This is a genomic window from Sediminibacterium sp. (genome assembly GCF_051861365.1).
Classification (GTDB): Bacteria; Bacteroidota; Bacteroidia; order Chitinophagales; family Chitinophagaceae; genus Sediminibacterium.
The window spans coordinates 28,624-49,974 of sequence record NZ_JBHYCW010000008.1 but is presented as its reverse complement, the minus strand read 5'-3'; the positions used below and the strand labels follow the sequence as shown (position 1 = coordinate 49,974).

Genomic DNA, 21,351 nt, shown 5'->3' with positions numbered 1-21,351 from the left:
ATTATGCATTAAGTTGATTAGATACCGCATCCCAGCTACCAAATGATTCGGCAACTCCGCGATTCAGGTAAAGTACTTTATCACAATTCTTAGCTACTTCAGTATCTGTAGATGTAATGATAACTGTTGATTCTGTATCACTTTTCAAGAATGATAATACTTCTTGCCTGGTTTTCCCTTCCAAACCATGAAAAGGATCTTCCAATAGCACCAATTTTCTGTGTCCAACCAATGCACGCGCCAATAAAATACCCTGTCTTACTTTCATGGGTAATCTTTTTCCTGTTGGATCCAAAGAAGTATCCAGTCCATCAGGCAATGATTCCAGAAAATCCGTAAGTCCACATAATTTCAAAGTATCCGTGATCTCTGCAACAGAAATATCTTTATTGCCCATGGTAATATTTTCCCACAAAGTACCTTGAAAAATGTCCTGCTGGCTTAATAAAATACCGGTGGATGCTCTTAATGAGCCAACGCTATAGTTGCCAATGGGAATATCATTGATGAGTACACTTCCTTCAAAATTTTTGAAAGCACCGGTCAATAATCTGAGGGCAGTTGATTTTCCAGAACCCGAATTTCCCATGATACACAATTTCTCTCCCGGGTTTAAAAGAAAGCTTACGTTTTGTAGAACATTATCTCCATTGGGATAATGATAACTCACATTGGAAAAGCGGACACGGATAGCATCGCCGGTTTTGCTGATCAGTTCAGTTCCTGATTTTTCAGTTTCTGCACCGGTTACCGCATCCATTTTCTCAATAGAAGTTAAAGAGTCATATACATTGTCCAGATTCACGATTAATTTTTCAATAGAGTTCATCACTGTTATGATCACAATGTCTGCTGCAATGAATTGTCCGATATTGATCTGTTGATCCACCAGCAATACAACGCCTACAATGAGCATAGCTGCTGTAATCACTACTTTAAAACCAATCAGGCTCCAGAATTGCGCCAATAAGATATTGAAATAAGTGGTTCTTGAATTGAGATAATTCGTAACCAGAATATCTGTTTTCTCTACATTGAGGGATGTGCCTCGAGAATATTTAAATGATTTAATGGATCTGGAAATTTCTTCTAACCAAGAAGCGGTCTTGTATTTGTAATCACTGGCTTGCATACTGGCATAGAACCCGTTGGGAAGTGTGTTACGCAAAATGATATATAACAACAGCAACAATACAGAACCAAAGCCAATGAATACAGGGTGATAAAAAGAGAGCAATACAATACCAAAAACAATTTGTATCAATGCAGTAGGTATATCCAATAGTATTTTCTCAATACCTTTTTGTAAAGAGATGGTATCAAAAAAACGGTTTACCAGTTCAGGCAGATAATAGTTGTCGAGTTTTTCAATATTGAGTTTGGGGATACGATCAGCAAATTCTAAAGAGTAGCGGGTGAATATTTTCTGTTTGATCTTTTCAATGATCTGCATCTGTCTAACCTGCAGCAAACCATATAGAAAAACACCTGTTACTACTAAAACAATCAATACTACAATAGATGTAGAAATAGATCCGGCCATTACAAAACTAATAATGGTTTGAATTCCCAAGGGAAGGGATAGTTGAACCAGTCCGGCAAGGATGGCGAATGCGTATACGGCAGAAACGTCCTTCCTGTCCAGATTCAACAATGCAAAAAATTTCCGTGCTGCACCCGCTGGTGAGCTGTTTGCCTCTTTGGCCATAATGATTGTTTGTCAAAGAAAGTTATGAATAAATGAGCCCGTTCTACAACAGAACTTTAGACGTATTGTTCTCTGAACGCCTGATAAACAAAGTCTTTAACGCATATTTAAGAACTAAAAGTGGGGAACAGCGTGTAGAAAACGCTGTTCCCTGTGTTATTTACAGATCATCATATTCATATAAATGATCAATATTGGTATTAGCGGGCATTTCAAATACAGGCTTAATCACACCATCTTTCAAACCATATACCCAGCCATGTAAGTGCGGTCGCTGCTCATTTTTCCAAGCCCTTTGGATGATCGAAGTCTTAGCCAGGTGGAGCACTTGTTCCTGAACATTTAATTCAACCAAACGATCGAATTTTTTTTGCTCATCCTCGATATTGTTCAGTTCATCTCTGTGGTTACGGTATACATCTTTAATATTACGTAACCACATATTCAATACCTGCTTATAATCATGATTGGTCATGGCTGCTTTCACACCACCGCAACCATAATGTCCGCAAACGATTACATGTTTTACCTTCAAATGTGTGACTGCATAATCAAGAACACTTAAGAGGTTTACATCTGTATGCACAACCATGTTAGCGATATTGCGGTGTACAAATATTTCACCGGGTTGTGTATTAGTGATTTCATTGGCAGGTACACGACTATCGCTGCATCCGATCCATAAGAAATCGGGTTTCTGTATGTCTGCAAGGCGACTGAAATATTCAGGGTCATCCTGTACTTTTTCGGAAGCCCATGCTTTGTTTTCTAAGAGTAATTTTTCGTAGATTTTCATTCTTCAGTGATTTGTGGGATGGAAAAAATATTTTTAGTGGATTTGTTTTGACCTGTTTTCACCTCAACCCTGATTTTCTTCAGGTGAGCATGACATAAGAAATTATTGACTTCCTCAATTACATCTTTGTCGATAAAATCAGCTCTTTCTGCATCAATGATTACAAAGGAGTTTTTGGGTACTTCTTCTAATTTCTTTTTTACAATGGGTTTATTGAGAAAAGAAACGTCTTTTCTGAAACGAATGAGATAATTATGATCATCATTCACTACCATTACGGCTGATCTGAAATTACTTCTAATCAGGAAGAATAATGCTACGCAGATACCTACAAGAATACCAATCAATAGATCGGTAAACAGAATTGCAATGATTGTTGCAACAAAGGGAATAAACTGATTCCATCCTTTTACATAAAACTCTTTGAAGAGTGAAACTTTTGCGAGTTTATATCCTGTAAAGATCAATACAGCGGCTAATGAACATAAAGGAATTTTGTTTAGAATCATAGGAACAAACATGACGCAGAGTAACATCATTGATCCATGTAAAATGGTAGACATTTTTGATTTAGCACCTGCGGAAATATTTGCAGAAGTTCTTACTACAACAGAAGTAAGAGGAAGACCACCGATCATTCCGGATACCATATTGCCTATACCTTGAGCTTTCAGTTCTCTATTTGTTGGAGTAACTCTTTTTAAGGGATCCAATTTATCTGCTGCTTCAATCGCTAATAATGTTTCTAGGCTTGCTACTATAGCCAGTGTAATTCCCGACATCCATACATCTGGATTTTTCAAGAACTGAATATCCGGAAAAGTAAAAAATGAAAAAAATGCTCCTGCACTCTCGGCTACGGGTAAGGTAACGAGGTGCTTTTGTTCCAAAGCATAACTACTGCCGGATAAGCGTAAGTATTCATTCACAATGGTTCCAACCAAAACAACCATTAATGCGCCGGGAAATAGCTTCAAGGATTTTTTTGTTTTGATGAATTTACTTTCCCAAAATATCATGAGTAAAATGGATAATACACCAATGACCAAGGCGGTGGGTGTGATATATTTTATTGCCTCGAACATCGCCGTAAAAGTATTCTGATCATTGGACTGAATAAATGATTCGTCTCCTTCAAAATCGGTATCGTAACCGATAAGGTGTGGGAATTGTTTCAAGATGAGAATTAAGCCAATGGCTGCCAACATTCCTTTGATGACTGCATTGGGTACATAATCACCAATGACACCGGCTTTTAGAAAGCCTAAAATAACTTGTAATAAACCTCCGATAACGACAGCCAATAAAAATGCTTCATAAACCTGAAGCTTGGTGATGGCTGTTGCCACAATAACAGTAAGTCCGGCTGCCGGACCACTAACGCTAAGTTGTGATCCGCTGAGTGCACCAATGACAATACCACCCACCACACCGGCAATGATACCGGAAAAAAGTGGAGCACCTGAACCAAGTGCAATACCCAAGCATAGAGGTAATGCTACTAGCAGGACAACAATTGATGCAGATACATCAGCACCTGCATGCTTTAAATATTTCTTCATGCAATGATTTGAATTAAGGAAGAAGTAAAAGTTACTAATCTTAGATGAGAAGATTAGCAATTGGGTGGGGGAACGTGGATTTCATTTGTATGGTTCTGTGGAATTACATCCGATGTAATAGGACGTATTAAATTCGAAGAACCGTTTACATAGCAAATCGCTACTTCAGGAGTAGAAATGAAATCGCTTTTTGATTCCGATTGTTTTGCATTCTCGGGGGTATGGTCTAAGCTATGTGGAATTTCTTCTGTAAACTGATTGCAGTATAGCATTTTTCCCATTTGTTGAACGGGAAGGATCTGTACCGACAAAACAAGTATCAGAAAAATATTTATAATTCGCTTAGTCATAGAGCGTTGCAAATGTAACAGGCGTTCACACAAATTGCAAGCGTAAACATTTGTTTAACAAAAAAATAAGCCGCAACAATTTCTCTAATATACTGAAAATCAGACAATTGAAATTATACAAGCAAGCTATTTTGATGAAAAGTCTCTATAAATAGCAGCTTTAGAAGTAAAATTGATCAATGGAATTAGATGTTTAAACCACCACAAGCACTCAGTACCTGACCGGTCATATAAGTGCTCATATCGCTAGCCAAAAACAAAGTGGTATTGGCAATTTCTTCTGCTTTTCCAAACCTGCCCAATGGAATTTTCTTTAAAAACTCAGCAGCCCCTTCACCATCTTTCAGGTAATGGGTCATATCTGTTTCGATAAATCCGGGTGCAATGGCGTTGCAGCGGATATTTCTACTGCCCAGCTCATGTGCTACAGACTTAGTAAAACCAATGATACCGGCTTTACTGGCTGCGTAACTGCTTTGTCCGGCATTCCCTCTGATGCCAATGATGGAGCTCATGTTAATGATACTTCCGCTTTTGGCTTTCATCATTGGGCGAATGACCTGTTTGGTCATATTAAAGACGCTTTTCAGGTTGATATCCATTACATCATCCCACTGTTCTGCGGTCATACGAAGCAAGAGATTGTCTTTGGAGATACCGGCATTGTTCACACATACATCTACAGTACCAAATTCTTTCATGACTTCATTCACAAAGCTTTCGCATTCGGCAAATTCACCCGCATTGCTTTTCCATGCTTTGGCATTTACCCCCATGGCTTTTAATTCGGCTTCCAATGCAGCTGCTTTTTCGGCGCTGCTATCACTTACATAGGTAAATGCAATATGACTGCCATGCTCAGCGAGTTTCAATGCAATGGCTGCACCAATTCCACGGGCAGCGCCTGTAACGATCGATACTTTTCCTTCAAGTAGTTTCATAGTTAATGTATTTGATAAAATACTGCCACAAATAAAGTGAATTTATACAAGGTATAGACGATCAGGCCATGGAAGTAAATAAAAATAAGCGATGCGATGATTCGATACCAAAGCTTGAATCCATAAAATCTTTTCATGGCGAATGCCGTAAAAAGAGCGGTAGCTGCCTGCCCAATAAATGTATACCTGTCGTCTGTGACCCAGGCAACAGAGAAATCAAATACCCGGGCTATTAAATAAATCAAAGCAATGACCAAGGGTAGTAAAAAGAAATTTGCGATTAAAAAGAAACTATTGATTTCTGCAGAAAGTACCATTTGATCAAAGAAATATTTTCTTTTGAAGAAAGATAATGCCCAAAGTATCAATGCTACAAAGGGAACAATCATCAGTAATAAAAGCTTGGATAATTTTTCACTTTTTGCTGCAAACTTTTCTTCCAACATGGTATAAGTTGTACCGGGATGTTGTTGAATATATAATGCTACCTTTTTAGTTGCGAATTCACCATAGTCATTTTGATCTACGTGATTTTTTAATGGCATATTCAAACCGCTGGCAAGCGGAAATAAGAGGTAAAGCACCACCAGTAATAAGAAGAGTGATAATGGTTTAAAATATTTTTTTCTGATCCCATTACAGTAGTCAGTTGAAAGTTGTCCGGGACTGTTAAAGATGGTTTTTAGCGTTGTAAATAAGGTTCCTTCGAAATGTGTAATAAAATGAAAAGCCTCTTCAAAAAGATGAACAATTTTTCTATCCGTTTCTTTATATACTTTTTCACCACATTGGTTACAGTATTTGCCACTGAAATGATTACTGCAGTTTTTACATACGATGCTCGTATCCTTTGTTTGAGGCGATTGATTGTTATCCATACTGCTGCATCAGCATTTTAATATCATCAATGTATTTTCTGTCATTACTCAAGCGCGGCACTTTATGCTGACCGCCCAATTTTCCTTTACTCTTCAGCCATTGATGAAATAAACCTTCAGGTACTGCATGTACCTGCGGAAGTGTCAATGCCATATCCTTGTATCGCTTGGCTTCATAATCGCTATTAAGTGTTTTCAATGCACAATCCAACTCATAAGCAAACTGATCAGTAGAAGCCGGGGCTTGTTGAAATTCAATCAACCACTCATGCGCACCTTTACTATGATCGCCGAAGTATACAGGAGCAGCAGTATAATCTTTTACAAAGAGTCCGGTTTTTTCACAGGCAATGGCAATGGCTTTATCACTGTTGTCTGCAATTACTTCTTCGCCAAATGCATTGATGTATTGTTTTAGTCTGCCACTTACTTTTATTCTGAAAGGATATAAAGTGGTAAACTGCACCGTATCCCCCACCAGATAACGCCATAGGCCTCCGTTGGTACTGATAACCAGTGCATAGTTTTTCCCGATCTCTACTTTATCCAAACCAATGGTGATGGGCTCTTTTTTGCCATATTCTTCCACAGGCATGAACTCATAAAAAATTCCATGATCCAGAAACAATAACATTCCTTCTTCATTTGGATCATCCTGTGCCGCAAAAAAACCTTCACTGGCATTGTACATTTCCAAATAAGTACAGCCTTCTCCGATCAATCTTTCAAACTGTTCGCGATAAGGCGTAAAAGAGACACCTCCATGTATGTACAATTCCAATCCGGGCCATACTTCTTTTAAAGTTTGTTTACCCGTGATCTCTAATATTCTTTTGATCAACACCAATGTCCAGGTAGGTACACCTGATATAGAAGTAACAGGTTCAGGTATGGTAGATTGAGCGAGCTTTTCAATTTTTTCTTCCCATTCATCCATCAGTGCAATGGATAATTCCGGTGTTCTGATCCAGTTGGCCCAAATGGGTGTGTTTTGTAGAAGTACGGCACTGAGGTCGCCATAATTCACTTCTTCATTCACTTTGCTGATTTGATGACTGCCCCCGATGACCAATCCTTTTCCTGTCAATAAATCACTTTCGTTGTGTTGGTGATAGTACAATGTCAGCACATCTTTGGCGCCTTGATAGTGACAGTCTTCCAGACTTTCCTGTGTAATTGGAATGAACTTGCTTTTATCGCTGGTGGTACCACTACTCTTGGCAAACCAATTCACGGGTGTATTCCATAAGAGATTCTGCTCGCCCTGCATCAATCTTTCGATATAAGGTTTCAGATCATCATATTCATGAATGGGTACTGCCGCTTTGAATTTTCTGATATTGAAGAGTGAGGTGAAACCATATTTCCTGCCAAACTCAGTGTATTGCCCATGTGTTACAAGATCTTGTAACACTTCCCTTTGTGCCGAAATCGGCTCATTTACCCATTGTTCAATGCGCCAGTGCCTAAAGCGGGCCAAACGGGATATTGCAGGACTGAGCAGTTTCATGGTTGATGCCAGCAAAATAAGGAATACCCGCGAAAAATGCTAATATGTAGTGGGGTGTGCTATTCATATATTCAGAAAATAGAGAGATAACCTAAAAAGTACGCAAAGCACCAATGGTTTTCAATAAATAATTTTTTATCAGTCCTTGTGGACGGGCCTCATTGGGGTCGGTGTCAAGCGTAGCGAAGACAGATCATCCGCCGCGGCGGATGATCAGAGGCCAATGTCCGCCTGAGGTGGAGGAACAAGGATGGGGCCATACGGCCCAGGAGCAAAATAGAGTTTCGGCAATTAGAGGGATTAATTTAAATAGAAAAACACGTTCATGTGTAATGGTAAGTTGATAACATTACTATTCCGCAGGGGCGGTTTGTGTTTTACCCATTTCAATGATCCAGTCTTTTCTCCGCAGCTCAAAATTGGTTCCCAGATAGAGGCGTCTCACTTGCTCATCATCGGCCAATTGTTCTGCAGTTCCGTGTTTAAAGATTTTACCTTCAATTAATAGATAAGCCCGATCGCAAATGGAGAGGGTTTCATTCACATTATGGTCTGTGATCAGGATACCAATATTTTTGTATTTCAATCGGGCAACAACACCCTGAATATCTTCAACCGCAATGGGATCAACACCCGCAAAAGGTTCATCCAATAAAATGAATTTCGGATCCACCGCTAATGCACGGGCTATCTCTGTTCTTCTTCTTTCCCCTCCACTTAAACTATCGCCATTGTTTTTTCTGACATGATGTAGGTTGAATTCATCCAATAATTGTTCTAGCTTATTTAAACGCTCTTGTTTAGTGAGTTTCGTCATTTCCAGTACAGAGAGAATATTATCTTCCACGCTCAAACTTCTAAATACACTGGCTTCCTGAGGCAGGTAGCCAATACCCATTTGGGCTCTTTTATACATGGGTAAACGTGTAATATCAAGGTCATTCAGGAATACACTCCCTTCATCCGGCTTAATTAGACCTACTACCATATAAAAGGTTGTTGTCTTACCGGCCCCATTGGGTCCGAGCAGCCCCACGATTTCTCCCTGACGAACTTCAATACTTACATTATTAACAACGGTTCTTCCCTTGTAACTTTTGAGCAGGTCTTTGGTATGTATGGTAATATTCAAGTGGAATGGTTTTCTACAAAACTAATGCATCTGTTTTGCATGCCGTAAAGCCTATCATGGATTAACAGATGTTTTTGTAACAAATACAAGGCTGTATATTGCAGCCATTTAGTACCCAGCATGAAAATTACAGAACATATACAACAGGCAAAAGATACTTTGATCTCTTTTGAAGTACTGCCGCCACTTAAGGGAAAAACCATTGTATCGCTCTATGACCATTTAGATCCTTTGATGGAATTCAAGCCTTCCTGGATCAATGTCACCTATCACCGTAGTGAAACCATGTTCAAGAAAAAGGGTGATGGCACTTTTGAGAAAGTGGAAGTTCGTAAGCGTCCGGGTACGGTAGGCATTTGTGCGGCCATCATGAACCATTATCAGGTAGATGCGGTACCGCATATCATTTGTGGCGGATTTACCAAACGTGAAACAGAAGATGCATTGATTGATTTGGATTTTTTGGGTATCGATAATGTGCTGGCGCTAAGAGGTGATGCCGCTAAAAATGAAGCTTCTTTTGAACCGGAACCGGAAGGCAATCATTATGCGATTGATTTGTTGCAACAGATCAATAACATGAACAATGGTATCTATTTGGATGATGATATTAAAAATGGCGGAAAAACCAAATTCTGTATTGGTGTGGCCGGTTACCCCGAAAAACACTTTGAAGCACCGAATCTGGATATTGATCTTCAAAAATTAAAACAAAAAGTAGATGCAGGAGCTGAATACATAATGACACAAATGTTTTTCGATAACCAGAAATTCATTGAGTTTGTCAAATCCTGCAAAGCAATCGGAATCAATGTTCCCATCATTCCGGGCTTAAAACCATTGACCAATAAAAAACAGTTATCAGTACTTCCCAGAATTTTTCATGTAGATATTCCTTCTGATCTATCCAATGCTATTATGAAATGCAAAACAGATGCAGAATGTGAGCAGGTGGGTACCGAATGGTTGATTCAACAGAGCAAGGAATTAAAAGAATTCGGTGTTCCGGTATTACACTATTACACTTTAGGTAAACCTAAGGTGATTTGGAATGTAGTGAAGGAGTTGGTGTAGCTCAATAATTTATAAAAATAAAGCCACAGATTCATAGATTTTGTTATCGTTGAATCTGTGGCTTTATCTTTTAAAGCTTAGATTTTGTTGTGATCAAATCATCAAACTGTTCCAAACTCAATTGTTTGGCAATGATCCTTTTTTCTTTATCGAGTAAGTACAGCGTAGGAGTTTTAAAAATATCATATAGCTGTCTGTAATTCGGTACACCCGCTCGTTCTTCTGCATCTTTAGCCGCTTTGGTCTGGTATGCATGCGTCCAGCCGGATAGTTTTTTCTCTGTAATAAATTTTTTCCAAGCCGGCACTTCATTTTCATAAATATTGACACCATACACAGCTACACCCAAAGCTTTCCATTTATTTTGATAGAATGAATCAAGTCTAGGCATTTCGTCTTTACAATGTCCGCAATTGGGATCCCAAAACGCAACAACAGTAAATTCGGACTTCAAATTGTATAAGGAAACAGTCTTTCCTGTAGTATCTGTTAAATTCAATACCGGCGCAGGTTTGCCCAATTGATTGGCCATAAGACTATAGGCTCTTTCTGTTACTGTTTTTCGTGATGCCGGATTCAGGATCATGGTATCTCCCTTGGCATAAAAATTTTCAAAAAGGTATACAAAAACTTTATCCTGCCCCATGAACTCAGGATTCATGTATTTGTTGGTGAACTTCGTCAATAAATAAGGATAGATCTCTTTACCTGTTCTTGCAGATAATAAAATATACTTTACCTCTTCAATAATAGAATCAGGTTCGGGAGATACATAATACCTGAAATAATCATCGAGTTTGGGTTCAAAGAATGGGGTGCGCAACAAACGATCATCATTAAACGCTACATCATCCCAAAAATGTTCTTTTACATATCGGAAGGGATAAGTAGAATCAGGTTTCCCGTTTACAACAGGAATAGCCGGTGTTTCGGGTGTTTTCATGGTATTGAAAAACATAGCCAGCAAAGAATTTGGATGTTGCTGTATAATATTCGTCCGATACTGCTGTACTTCCTTATCCAAAGTCGTCAATGAATTGTATAAACGCGTAGAATCGGCTTTATTGGTAGCTGCTTTATAAGCAGTACTCAGTTGTTGTCTCAGTTGCCCTTTTTCAACAGAATAAGCGGTATACGTTTTAAAAAGATCATTGTCTTTTGAACCTATAATTTCTGCCTGATCTTTTAAAGAAGTGTCGCCCTTTATCGTGAACTGTTGAATATCATCCATCAGTAATTCAAACTGAATGGTCATTTGTGGAGACACTACAAAATAGATACCCCCCGGCAGTTTTTTATCGCCCTTAAATACACCCTGACTCTTCTCATTGAGCATAGCAGAATCAACCAATGTTCTTCCGGTACCCAGATAACTGCCCAGATATACCTTACAGTTCTTTAAAGGAGTGAGTGTGATGGGAATATTTCGTCCGCTAGCAGGCTTAGGAACAGACTTGGTAGCTGTTTTTGTCTGTGCCACAGATAGTAAGCAAGAAAGGATCCAGCCGGATAGTAATACATATTTTTTCATAACCCAAAATTCGGGAACAAGTTAGTTAAATACTAAAAGCCATGAACTCGATTTAACAAAGACACAAATTTCCCGAGGCTTCTGACAATAAATTGTCATTCAATTACTGAAGACTAGAAAGGTCTCATCGATCATGGTTACCTTTGCACGGTGAGAAAACAAAAGAAAAGAATCATTCTGGAAAATATCCTGGTGGAAGACTATGCCGCGGAAGGTCGCTCTCTGGCAAGGGTAGATGGGAAAGTGGTATTTATTGAAGGTGCCGTACCCGGTGATGTTGTAGATGTACAGCTCACCAAAAACAAAAGCGATTGGGCGGAAGGACATACACTTTTCATCAAAAGTTTTTCCCCTGATCGGGTACAACCTTTTTGCAGTCATTTTGGGGTTTGTGGTGGTTGTCAGTGGCAAATGCTGCCTTATGAACAACAACTGAAATACAAACAAAAACAAGTAACCGATAACCTCACCAGAATTGGGCGTATCCGGTTGCCTGAAATCATGCCCATTGTGGGGGCCGATGATACTAGGTATTATCGGAATAAAATGGAATACACTTTTGCCACAAGGAAATACATTCCTTCCGATGAGTTTCGAAAACTCAAAGCAGAAGGCATTGACCCGGATGCATTACCCGGTGCTGCCGGATTTCATGCCCGTGGCTTTTTTGATAAGGTTGTAGAAATTGATACCTGTCATCTTCAGGAAGAGCCTACCAATTTGATCAGAAAGTTTGCAGCAGCTTATACTATTGAAAAAGGCGTTCCGTTTTATAATATCAAAGAACATCAGGGTTGGCTACGTAACATGTTCGTACGTAATACCAGTACGGGGGAATTGATGGTGAATATCATTTTCGGTTATGAAGATGTGGCATTGAGAGAAGACCTGTTGAATCAACTGCTAAAAGCTTTTCCGCAGATCACCACTTTACTGTACACCATCAATACAAAAAAGAACGACAGTCTTTTTGATCTGCATCCACAGATCTATACAGGCAAAGGATACATCATTGAAAAGTTGGAAGATTTTCAGTTTAAGATTAGTCCGAAATCATTTTTCCAGACCAATACCAAGCAAGCAGAAAAGCTCTACCGGGTTACCCGTGATTTTGCTGAACTAAATGGTACACAAACGGTATATGATCTGTATTGTGGAACAGGGAGTATCGGTATTTTTGTGAGTAAACAGGCGGCAAAAGTGGTAGGTGTGGAAGTGATAGCAGATGCGATTGAAGATGCAAAAGAAAATGCAGCGCTGAATGGACTCACACAAACAGCTTTTTTTGCAGGAGATGTGATCGATATCTGTGATGATGCTTTTTTTGCTGCGCATGGCAGACCGGATGTGGTCATTACAGACCCACCCAGAGCAGGCATGCATGAGAAGCTGGTTAGAAAGTTACTAGATATTGCAGCTCCGTTAATCGTGTATGTAAGTTGTAATCCGGCAACACAGGCAAGAGATCTGGCATTGTTGGATGAAAAATATGAAGTCACAAAAATTCAGCCGGTTGATATGTTTCCGCATACCTTGCATATTGAAAACGTAGTTCAACTGAAACTGAGAAAAGAAGCATAACTTATCATTTTAAATACGCTTAAGCGTTGACTGCATGACAGAATTCAGACCCAGTAGATTTGAGATATTACCGATTATTGTTAAGAACCTGCTGATCATTAATGGCTTGTTCTATTTGGCACAGGTTACTTTTTCTAAAGGCGCTGTTCCCATTTTTTCTTTTGAAGACACGCTGGCTTTACATGCTTGGCAGAGTGATCTGTTTAAACCCTGGCAGTTGATTACACATATGTTTTTGCATGGCGACTTCTACCATATCCTGGGAAACATGTTCGCTTTGTGGATGTTTGGATCTATTCTGGAAAATGTTTGGGGGGCTAAAAGATTCCTTACGTTTTATTTGATCTGTGGGCTGGGTGCTGCATTCATACATCTGTTGTTTCTCTCCTATGAATTAACGCCCATCATGAAGGATTATGCACTGGTTTTACAACAGCAAAATGATCCGATGGCTTTTGTAGATGCCATGACAAGCTTTGGACGTAAATACAACATGGGTTTTAATGAAGAAGCTTTGGTTTTTTTAAAAGCGGATCCTACCAATAACCTCATGACAGATAAAGTTTTGGAAGCCGTAACTACTTATTATAATAACAGGATCAATACAGCTACTTTAGGGGCTAGTGGTGCTGTATTCGGTATTCTGGCTGCTTTTGTGTACTTATTCCCCAACACCTATATCTATCTATATTTTCTGATACCGGTAAAAGCCAAATGGTTGGGTTTATTGTATTTTTCTTATGAACTGTTCTTTGCGCTGCAAAACTCAGCCGGTGATAATGTAGCTCGCTGGGCACATATTGGTGGAGCGATTGTAGGCTTACTGATCGTTATCACTTGGAACAAAACCAACAAAAAAACGTTGTATTAATAGTCACCAAGAACCGTGCGTATGGAAACCAGACCGTATAAAGCAAACAAAAAAATCTTATTAGGACAGGATAACAATGCCCTTGTATTCCTGTTTGCCGTGAATGCACTGATGTTTGTGATCGTGAATTTCATTAAGATCGTTTATTATCTGTCTGAAATCCCCGATGAATTCTTCTACCGTCAGGTATTGAATTGGTTGAGTTTGCCTCCGCAAACAGACACACTACTTACACGTCCATGGACTTTTATCAGTACCATGATCACGCATCATAGTATTTGGCAACTCATCAGCAGTATGCTATGGTTATGGTGTTTTGGCTATATTTTGCAAGACCTGGCAGGCAATAACAAACTGATTCCCATTTATATCTACGGAGGCATTACCGGGAGTGTGTTTTTTGTATTGATGAACAATATGGTTCCGGTATTGGCCAATCAGGTAGGAACGGCTGCCCCTTTATTGGGAGCAGGTTCTGCAGTCATGGCAATAGCCGTTGCTACCACAACATTGGCACCTGATTATCGCATTTTCCCTTTGATCAATGGGGGTATTCCACTTTGGGTCATCACGCTGATTTTTGTGGCCATTGATTTTGCAACGCTCGCCGGTAGTAATGCCGGAATTGGTGCCGGACATTTGGCTGCAGGGGTAGTAGGTTATTTGTTTATTCGCCAGCTAAGAAGAGGAAACGATTGGGGTGCCTGGATGAATCGATTTGCAGATTGGTTAGATGATCTATTCAATCCTGAAAAAAAACATCAGCAAAAAACTAGTAGCGAACGTCACTTTTATAAAGCCGAAGCCAAACCTTTTGACAGAAAACCCAATCTCACACAACAGCGTTTAGACGAGATTCTGGATAAGATCAACCAACAAGGATACCAGTTCCTCACCGATGAAGAAAAAGAGTTCCTAAAAAAAGCCAGCAAAGAAGATCTCTAAAAGGATATTAGTGCCATTCTGTGCCCTCAGTGGCATTTTACTTATAAGTACGTCTTTTTTATCAGTATTTTAGCTCATGGCCAAGAGCATTTTCAGACGTGTTACTAAAACAGTATTTCTGATACTGAATTTAGTAGTTGTTGTCTTATGGCTGATCTCTTGTCTCACCCCTTTTCTGAATACTGCCACCTGGTGGATGATAGGTTTTGTGGGGCTCATGGTCCCTTATTTAATACTCGGACTGATCATCTTTCTTGTTTTTTGGTTATTTGTGAAACCTAAGCTGGCTTTGATTCCCGCGCTTGCTCTACTGATTGGCTTTCAACAACTCAATGTGGTATTTGCCTGGAAACCGGGACCTTCGGTTTCAGAAAATAAACCTGAGCATGTTTTACGTGTGATCAGTTGGAATATCCAAAGTTTCAATGGGAATAATAAAAACAAAGCTGTTAAACAATTAGCCAGAACCGAGCTTGCAGAAAGTATACAAAGATTGAATGCTGATGTGGTATGCTTGCAGGAATTCAATCATACAGACGGATACAACTCAGAGTCGGATAACTTATCACTTTTTAAAAAAGCATATCCTTATCATTTCTTTTCAAAAGATTATCAGCGAAACGGTGGTAACTATCAATCGGGCTGTATCATTTTTTCAAAATATCCCATCATTCATCAGAACAAAATCAAATTTCCGGTAGCGGAGAGTCTGATTTATGCAGATATTTTAAAAGATGATGATACTATTCGCGTTTTTAATACCCATCTACAATCTTTTAAATTCAAACAAGCAGATTACTCCGATTTGGAAAAAATCAAAGAGCAGGATGATGAAACATTGCGGGCATCAAAAAACATCATTCGTAAAATGAGATTGGCTTTTAAGAGACGAGGTGTTCAAGCCGGAATCGTTAGAAAGGCCATGAATGAAAGCCCTTATCCATCCCTTATTTGCGGTGATTTTAATGATGTGCCCAACTCGTACACCTATTTTCATATCCGTGGTAATTACCAAGATGCATTCTTGAAAAAAGGATTTGGGATCGGAAGAACCTTTATTTCCTTGGCTTCCACCCTGCGGATTGATTATATCCTTCCGGCTCCATCTTTTCAGGTTAAGATGTTTGACATGATTGATGAGGGTTTGAGCGATCATATTATGCTGGTGGCTGATTTACAATTGAAAAATTAAATATCTTCGCAGCATCATGAAACGAATGTCTATTTCTTGCTGCTGTTGCTGTTAATACGAGCTATTCCGGTTCCGTTGTTTCATTATTTTCAGTATCTTTTATTTTCTCTAATTCGCAAGCATGTCACTAAAAGTTTATAACTCACTAACCCGTAAGAAAGAAGTTTTTGAAGCCATCAACCCTCCCTATGTGGGTATGTATGTATGCGGACCAACCGTGAGTGGAGAGAGTCATCTCGGACATGCACGTCCCTTTATTACATTCGATGTGGTCTATCGCTATCTCATGCATTTGGGGTATAAGGTTCGTTATGTAAGAAATATTACGGATGCCGGACATTTTGAAGAAGAAGGAAGAGAAGCGGAAGATAAGATCAGTAAAAAAGCGGTATTGGAGAAACTGGAACCCATGGAGTTGGTGCAGAAATATACCAATCTGTATCATTGGGCTATGACTCGTTTCAACAATTTGCCACCCAGTATTGAACCTACTGCTACGGGACATATTGTTGAACAAATTGAAATGATCAAAAAGATCATTGCGGATGGATATGCATATGAAGCCAACGGATCGGTTTATTTTGATGTAGAAAAGTACAATACTGATTTCTCAAAAAAGGGGCTGCCTTATGGGATGCTGAGCGGAAGGGTACTCGACGATCAAATGGATACCACTCGTGAACTGGATAATCAGGAAGAAAAAAGAAATAAAAGTGATTTTGCTTTATGGAAGAACGCGCCACCTGAACATATCATGCGTTGGCAAAGTCCATGGGGAGAAGGTTTTCCGGGATGGCATATCGAATGTTCTGCCATGAGTAATAAGTACCTCGGAGATCAGTTTGATATTCATGGAGGTGGTATGGACCTTCAGTTCCCGCATCATGAATGTGAAATAGCACAGAGTACGGTTTGCAATCATAAAACACCCGCTCGTTATTGGTTACACAATAACATGATCACCATCAACGGTAAGAAGATGGGTAAGAGCTATAACAATGTGATCAAGCTGAGCGAGCTGTTTGAAGGAACGCATACCATTCTCACACAGGCCTATCACCCAATGACAGTGCGTTTCTTTATTCTGCAAAGTCATTATCGCGGTACACTCGACTTTAGCAATGAAGCATTACAGGCATCCGAAAAAGCATTACGTCGACTTTGGGAGGCCTATGAATGGTTAGCAAAGCAAAATTTTGATGCGCAGGTAACTGCTTCGGATAAAACACTAGACGAAAAAACGGCTACACAGATCCGTGAATTTGATGAGTTCATGAATGATGATTTGAATACTGCAAAAGTGCTTGCTAATATGTTTGAATTGAGTTCAGTCATCAACTCCATCAAGGACAAACATATTGCTGTTAATGCTATTAGTGGAGCTACCCTTCAATTGCTGCAACAACAAATGAAAACATACATCGAAGATATTTTCGGTCTCACTGCTGAACGAACAACTGATGATGGTAAACTCGATGGTGTATTGCAATTATTGATTGATATCCGCAAAGAAGCGAAACAGCGAAAAGATTTTATGACAAGCGATAAGATCCGTAATGAACTGGCAGCGTTGGGGGTGCAATTGAAAGATGAAAAAGATGGTGGGGTGAGTTATACGATTCAGTAGGAATTTGAAGATGTCAGATCTCAGATGTCTGATGTCGGATTTGTAGATAGATTTTTTTGCCCTTGTTTGTCGCCTGACCAACACTAAAATATTATCAGCGCAGATCATAACAATCATAAAAAATCTGCGGCCCATCATTCCCTGCTCTTATTGGTCAGCGACCAACAAGGACAGGGAATGATTATTTTATAGAAACCCTCATTCCCAAAAAGAAACGAATTCCCTGATTGGGTGCATAGACATAAGTGGGATCAAAACTTAACGCATAAGGATTATCAGGTGTTGCTTCAACTTGTCCATTGGCATTGTACACCACTTGCTTATCGAAAGGATCGTTGGTTCGGGCAATGATAAAGGGGTTGCCTTTGTTGGGTGTCCAGTTCAGTAAATTTTTTACACCGCCATACCACTCAACAGAACGCATACCGGAAAATACGAATTGGATATTCTGAATACTCCAAAGTGGTGAAGTAGCTTTACGTGGGTCTAATGGACCGAGTAAAGGCAATCGCATCGGACCATAAAAATTTCCGGTATAATCAATACCCAGATTCCACGGTTTGATACGATAGGAAATGGACCAGGTACCTGTTATTTTTTCAGTAAGAATTTGTTGGGTTTTTACTCCCCGATCAACAGTAGCTACTTCTTGTAAGGTAATGCCCGCCATGCCTTTTAAACCATTTAATAAACTCAGTTCCGTATTGAGGGTAATACCTTTGCTGATGGCATGTCCGTTCAGGTTATCATAATTGATCTCATTCGGATTGGTTTCATAATCTGCAATGATGCGGTTATTAAAATACGTATACCAAGCAGAAACATCAAAGTTCCAAATCACACCTCTTTTACTGAGCAGTTTTTTAGAATAGTTTAGATTGATATTGTACGAACGTTCCGGTTTCAATTCATTTTTGATCACCACTTTTCTAGCGCCGGTTAATGCGGCATGATCTTCTGTAAATAAATTCACCACCCTGAAACCACTACCTGCATTGATACGCAGACTTTCCTGATCTCCCGTTTTCCATTTGAATGCCAAGCGGGGAGTGATGATATTTCCATGTACATCATGTTTATCATAGCGTAATCCCAATAACAATTGTTGCGCTGTATTCAACCGAATTTCATCTTGTATAAAAATACCGGGTAACCAATTTTTTGTAGGGAGATTTTTTAATAAAACAGGATCACTTGTTGCAGGGGTATTGTCATCATAAAATGTATAACGCGCGGTGATACCTGCTAATAAATCATGATCACCCATTTTTTTATCCCAAGTGAGTTGATGGAAGAAAATTTTTTGTCGGGCGATATACGAAGTTGTTCCATACCTACTATCCTGATCATGGTCATTGAATGAAACCGAATACAATATCTTTTCTTTTACCGGTAACTGGTATTGTCCGGTGAGCTCCCATCGTTTGGTATAAATACTTTCCCCATAAATACTATCGCCTCCTCTGAATTTTTTGTTCCAGTTCATTTCTCCACCCCATCTATCTTCATAATAGTAACGCACTGCTAAACTGAGCAATCTGTTTTCTTTGCGTTGAAAATTCCATTTTTGAAAAACAGAAATTCGTTGTTGTAGCGTTACATCTGTAAATCCATCTTTATTATGATCAATCGGTGTATTATAGTGATACAGGTTAATACCTGTTAATACTTGTGCCTTGCGTAAAGGCTTCCAAACAAAACCGAGGTCTGCATTTTTTTCATTCCAACTCGTATGCATGTAATCAACATAGACCGAAGGTGCATGCTGTGGTTTTTTTGTGATGATGTTGATGAGTCCACCCACCGCTTCACTACCGTACAAGGATGAAGCAGGACCTTTGACAATCTCCACTCTTTCCACCAATGCATTGGGAATACCTGATAAACCATACACGGAAGCTAAACTACTTACGATGGGCATCCCATCAATCAATACCATGGTATAAGGTCCTTCCAATCCGTTGATATGGATATCGCCGGTGTTACAGATATTACAATTGAGTTGTGGTCTTACGCCATTGATCTGTTGTAAGGCATCAAAAATATTAGGAGTTGGATTTTTTTTAAAGAAAGTCTGTGTATACACTTCTACCGGAACCGGACTTTCTGTTTTTCTTACTTCTTTTAGTGTACCGGTTACTACCACATCAGCAATCTGGCTGGTCATCGGTATCAATTGAATATCCAGCAATAATGGTTGTGCGTTATTGAGTTGAATTTTTTTGCGAAAGGATTGATAGCCCACCTGTTCTACGATTAAAGTGTAAGTTCCCGCATTCAGATTTTGTAACTGATAAAATCCATTGCTATCTGAACTGGCTTGTATATCCGTATTTAATAACCGAACAGTAGCCAGTTCAATCGGACTGCCCGATTGTGTGATTCTTCCCGCTACCGATGCTTGTTGAGCACTCGACGAAAAAGAAAAGAATCCCCAAAAGAATACATACAAAAGCTGTCTCACAAAATAACATTTACGCTGTTCGATGTGTAAAAGTATAAAAGTTAGAGTTATCTAACAAAATAAGTTTGTCATTTCAGCTATCTTTGTGCCATGTTATCTACTACGGAGGAGAATTATCTCAAAGCTTTGTTGCAATTAACATTGGAGCAATCACCCAAAACCGAGGCCGGTACCAATGAGTTGGCGGCACATTTGGGTGTAAAACCGGCTACGGCAAATGATATGTTGAAGAAGCTGAAGGAAAAAAAGCTGATCAATTATGAAAAGTATGGAAAGTCCTCGCTAACTGCCCAAGGGCGCAAATTGGCCATCGAAGTGGTTCGTAAACATCGCTTATGGGAAACTTTCCTATACGAGAAGTTGGGTTTTACTTGGGATGAAGTGCATGAAGTAGCAGAGCAACTGGAACATATTCAAAGTCAGAAACTGATTGATCGATTGGATAAGCTTTTGAATTATCCCAGTTTTGATCCGCATGGCGATATCATTCCAACAGCTACCGGTGAAATGAAAATGCCGGTAAAGAAAACCTTGAATGAAGAAGAGGTGGGACACAATTGTAAAATGATTGGTGTAAAAGACAACTCCGCTGCCTTTTTACAGTATGTAGATAAGGTAGGCTTGAGTATGCACAATCATATCAAAGTACTAGCCAGACAAACCTATGATGAATTGATAGAGATTGAAGTGAATGGGAAACAATCCAGTGTTAGTCCGCGTTTTGCAGAGAATATTGTGATTGTATGTGAGGATTGCGAGAAAAAAAATAAAAAGACAGCAAAGAAAAAAGCTTAGTGATTACAGTCGTCACTGTGTGCGTGATTATGCACCCTGCACATGCGATAATTCAGGTAATGTGCTGTAATGATACAAGCTACCGAAGGGATCAATAACCACAGTTCCCAGGAATGCCAGATGACTTTACCGAGTAAAAGAAGAATACCTACTGTAAAGAAGATCATCGGTATCCAGCTGTGATGGTGTTTTTTTCTGCCATGATACAATGAGTAAGTACCTACTGCAAAAGCCAAAGCAATCATGGCATATTCAAACCCATTGTTATCAATGATATTATGGCCAAAAAGAGGGAGACTGCTAATGAATAATGGAAGTAAGGCACAATGGATAGCACAAGCTACCGATGTGGCAATTCCAAAAGCATCCCAATTGATCTTAAAGTTCATGTGGC

At 39.3% G+C, this 21,351-nt stretch carries 17 protein-coding genes; 7 read left to right on the top strand and 10 right to left on the bottom strand.

The window, feature by feature from the left end; translation table 11 throughout:
- Position 1: 1 nt before the first annotated feature.
- The 7 genes from ACTIEV_RS05330 to lptB form a co-directional block, all read right to left on the bottom strand.
- Positions 2-1,708, bottom strand: a complete 1,707-nt coding sequence (locus ACTIEV_RS05330) for a peptidase domain-containing ABC transporter (protein ID WP_322195257.1) — start codon at positions 1,706-1,708, stop codon at positions 2-4.
- Positions 1,709-1,868: 160 nt separating this feature from the next.
- Positions 1,869-2,504, bottom strand: a complete 636-nt coding sequence (locus ACTIEV_RS05325) for a carbonic anhydrase (protein WP_322195259.1) — start codon at positions 2,502-2,504, stop codon at positions 1,869-1,871.
- The gene (locus ACTIEV_RS05320) at positions 2,501-4,066 is read right to left on the bottom strand and encodes a SulP family inorganic anion transporter (protein WP_439516221.1); all 1,566 of its coding nucleotides are present in this window, start codon (positions 4,064-4,066) and stop codon (positions 2,501-2,503) included. Before ACTIEV_RS05320 ends, ACTIEV_RS05325 begins: the two co-directional genes overlap by 4 nt.
- A 535-nt stretch (positions 4,067-4,601) precedes the next feature.
- On the bottom strand, positions 4,602-5,357 hold the full coding sequence (gene fabG, locus ACTIEV_RS05315; protein WP_322196093.1) for a 3-oxoacyl-[acyl-carrier-protein] reductase: 756 nt from the start codon (positions 5,355-5,357) through the stop codon (positions 4,602-4,604).
- 2 nt (positions 5,358-5,359) lie between these two features.
- A complete protein-coding gene (locus ACTIEV_RS05310) occupies positions 5,360-6,235 on the bottom strand; it encodes a DUF3667 domain-containing protein (protein ID WP_322196094.1) in 876 nt (291 codons plus the stop codon).
- Positions 6,228-7,745: a GH3 auxin-responsive promoter family protein gene (locus ACTIEV_RS05305; RefSeq protein WP_322196095.1), complete on the bottom strand. Its 1,518-nt coding sequence runs from the start codon at positions 7,743-7,745 to the stop codon at positions 6,228-6,230. Before ACTIEV_RS05305 ends, ACTIEV_RS05310 begins: the two co-directional genes overlap by 8 nt.
- Before the next feature lie 352 nt (positions 7,746-8,097).
- The gene (gene lptB, locus ACTIEV_RS05300) at positions 8,098-8,877 is read right to left on the bottom strand and encodes an LPS export ABC transporter ATP-binding protein (RefSeq protein ID WP_178888733.1); all 780 of its coding nucleotides are present in this window, start codon (positions 8,875-8,877) and stop codon (positions 8,098-8,100) included.
- A gap of 120 nt (positions 8,878-8,997) precedes the next feature.
- On the opposite strand from lptB, the gene metF reads away from it, so the two are divergent.
- Positions 8,998-9,951: a methylenetetrahydrofolate reductase [NAD(P)H] gene (gene metF, locus ACTIEV_RS05295; protein WP_250686833.1), complete on the top strand. Its 954-nt coding sequence runs from the start codon at positions 8,998-9,000 to the stop codon at positions 9,949-9,951.
- 70 nt (positions 9,952-10,021) lie between these two features.
- On the opposite strand, the gene ACTIEV_RS05290 is transcribed toward metF, so the two are convergent.
- The gene (locus ACTIEV_RS05290; RefSeq protein WP_322196096.1) at positions 10,022-11,482 is read right to left on the bottom strand and encodes a redoxin domain-containing protein; all 1,461 of its coding nucleotides are present in this window, start codon (positions 11,480-11,482) and stop codon (positions 10,022-10,024) included.
- 150 nt (positions 11,483-11,632) lie between these two features.
- Here ACTIEV_RS05290 and rlmD point away from each other — a divergent pair, with 150 nt between their 5' ends.
- From rlmD to cysS, 5 genes are all read left to right on the top strand, one after another.
- Positions 11,633-13,063, top strand: coding sequence for a 23S rRNA (uracil(1939)-C(5))-methyltransferase RlmD (gene rlmD, locus ACTIEV_RS05285; protein ID WP_322196097.1), 1,431 nt, complete (start codon positions 11,633-11,635; stop codon positions 13,061-13,063).
- Positions 13,064-13,097: 34 nt separating this feature from the next.
- The gene (locus ACTIEV_RS05280) at positions 13,098-13,934 is read left to right on the top strand and encodes a rhomboid family intramembrane serine protease (RefSeq protein ID WP_322196098.1); all 837 of its coding nucleotides are present in this window, start codon (positions 13,098-13,100) and stop codon (positions 13,932-13,934) included.
- Positions 13,935-13,955: 21 nt separating this feature from the next.
- Positions 13,956-14,879 carry a rhomboid family intramembrane serine protease gene (locus tag ACTIEV_RS05275; protein ID WP_322196099.1) on the top strand — a complete coding sequence of 308 codons (924 nt, stop codon included), beginning with the start codon at positions 13,956-13,958 and terminating at the stop codon, positions 14,877-14,879.
- 76 nt (positions 14,880-14,955) lie between these two features.
- The gene (locus ACTIEV_RS05270; RefSeq protein WP_322196100.1) at positions 14,956-16,071 is read left to right on the top strand and encodes an endonuclease/exonuclease/phosphatase family protein; all 1,116 of its coding nucleotides are present in this window, start codon (positions 14,956-14,958) and stop codon (positions 16,069-16,071) included.
- 121 nt (positions 16,072-16,192) lie between these two features.
- On the top strand, positions 16,193-17,698 hold the full coding sequence (gene cysS / locus ACTIEV_RS05265) for a cysteine--tRNA ligase (RefSeq protein ID WP_322196101.1): 1,506 nt from the start codon (positions 16,193-16,195) through the stop codon (positions 17,696-17,698).
- Between the two features lie 181 nt (positions 17,699-17,879).
- Here the strand turns inward: cysS and ACTIEV_RS05260 are convergent, their stop codons facing one another.
- Positions 17,880-20,162 carry a TonB-dependent receptor gene (locus tag ACTIEV_RS05260; protein ID WP_322196102.1) on the bottom strand — a complete coding sequence of 761 codons (2,283 nt, stop codon included), beginning with the start codon at positions 20,160-20,162 and terminating at the stop codon, positions 17,880-17,882.
- Positions 20,163-20,252: 90 nt separating this feature from the next.
- Between ACTIEV_RS05260 and ACTIEV_RS05255 the strand changes: the two genes are divergently transcribed.
- The gene (locus ACTIEV_RS05255) at positions 20,253-20,957 is read left to right on the top strand and encodes a metal-dependent transcriptional regulator (RefSeq protein ID WP_178888724.1); all 705 of its coding nucleotides are present in this window, start codon (positions 20,253-20,255) and stop codon (positions 20,955-20,957) included.
- On the opposite strand, the gene ACTIEV_RS05250 is transcribed toward ACTIEV_RS05255, so the two are convergent.
- Positions 20,954-21,346 (bottom strand): MerC domain-containing protein, encoded by a 393-nt coding sequence (locus ACTIEV_RS05250; RefSeq protein ID WP_178888723.1) that lies wholly within the window; start codon positions 21,344-21,346, stop codon positions 20,954-20,956. The genes ACTIEV_RS05255 and ACTIEV_RS05250 overlap by 4 nt on opposite strands.
- Between the last annotated feature and the right edge of the window lie 5 nt (positions 21,347-21,351).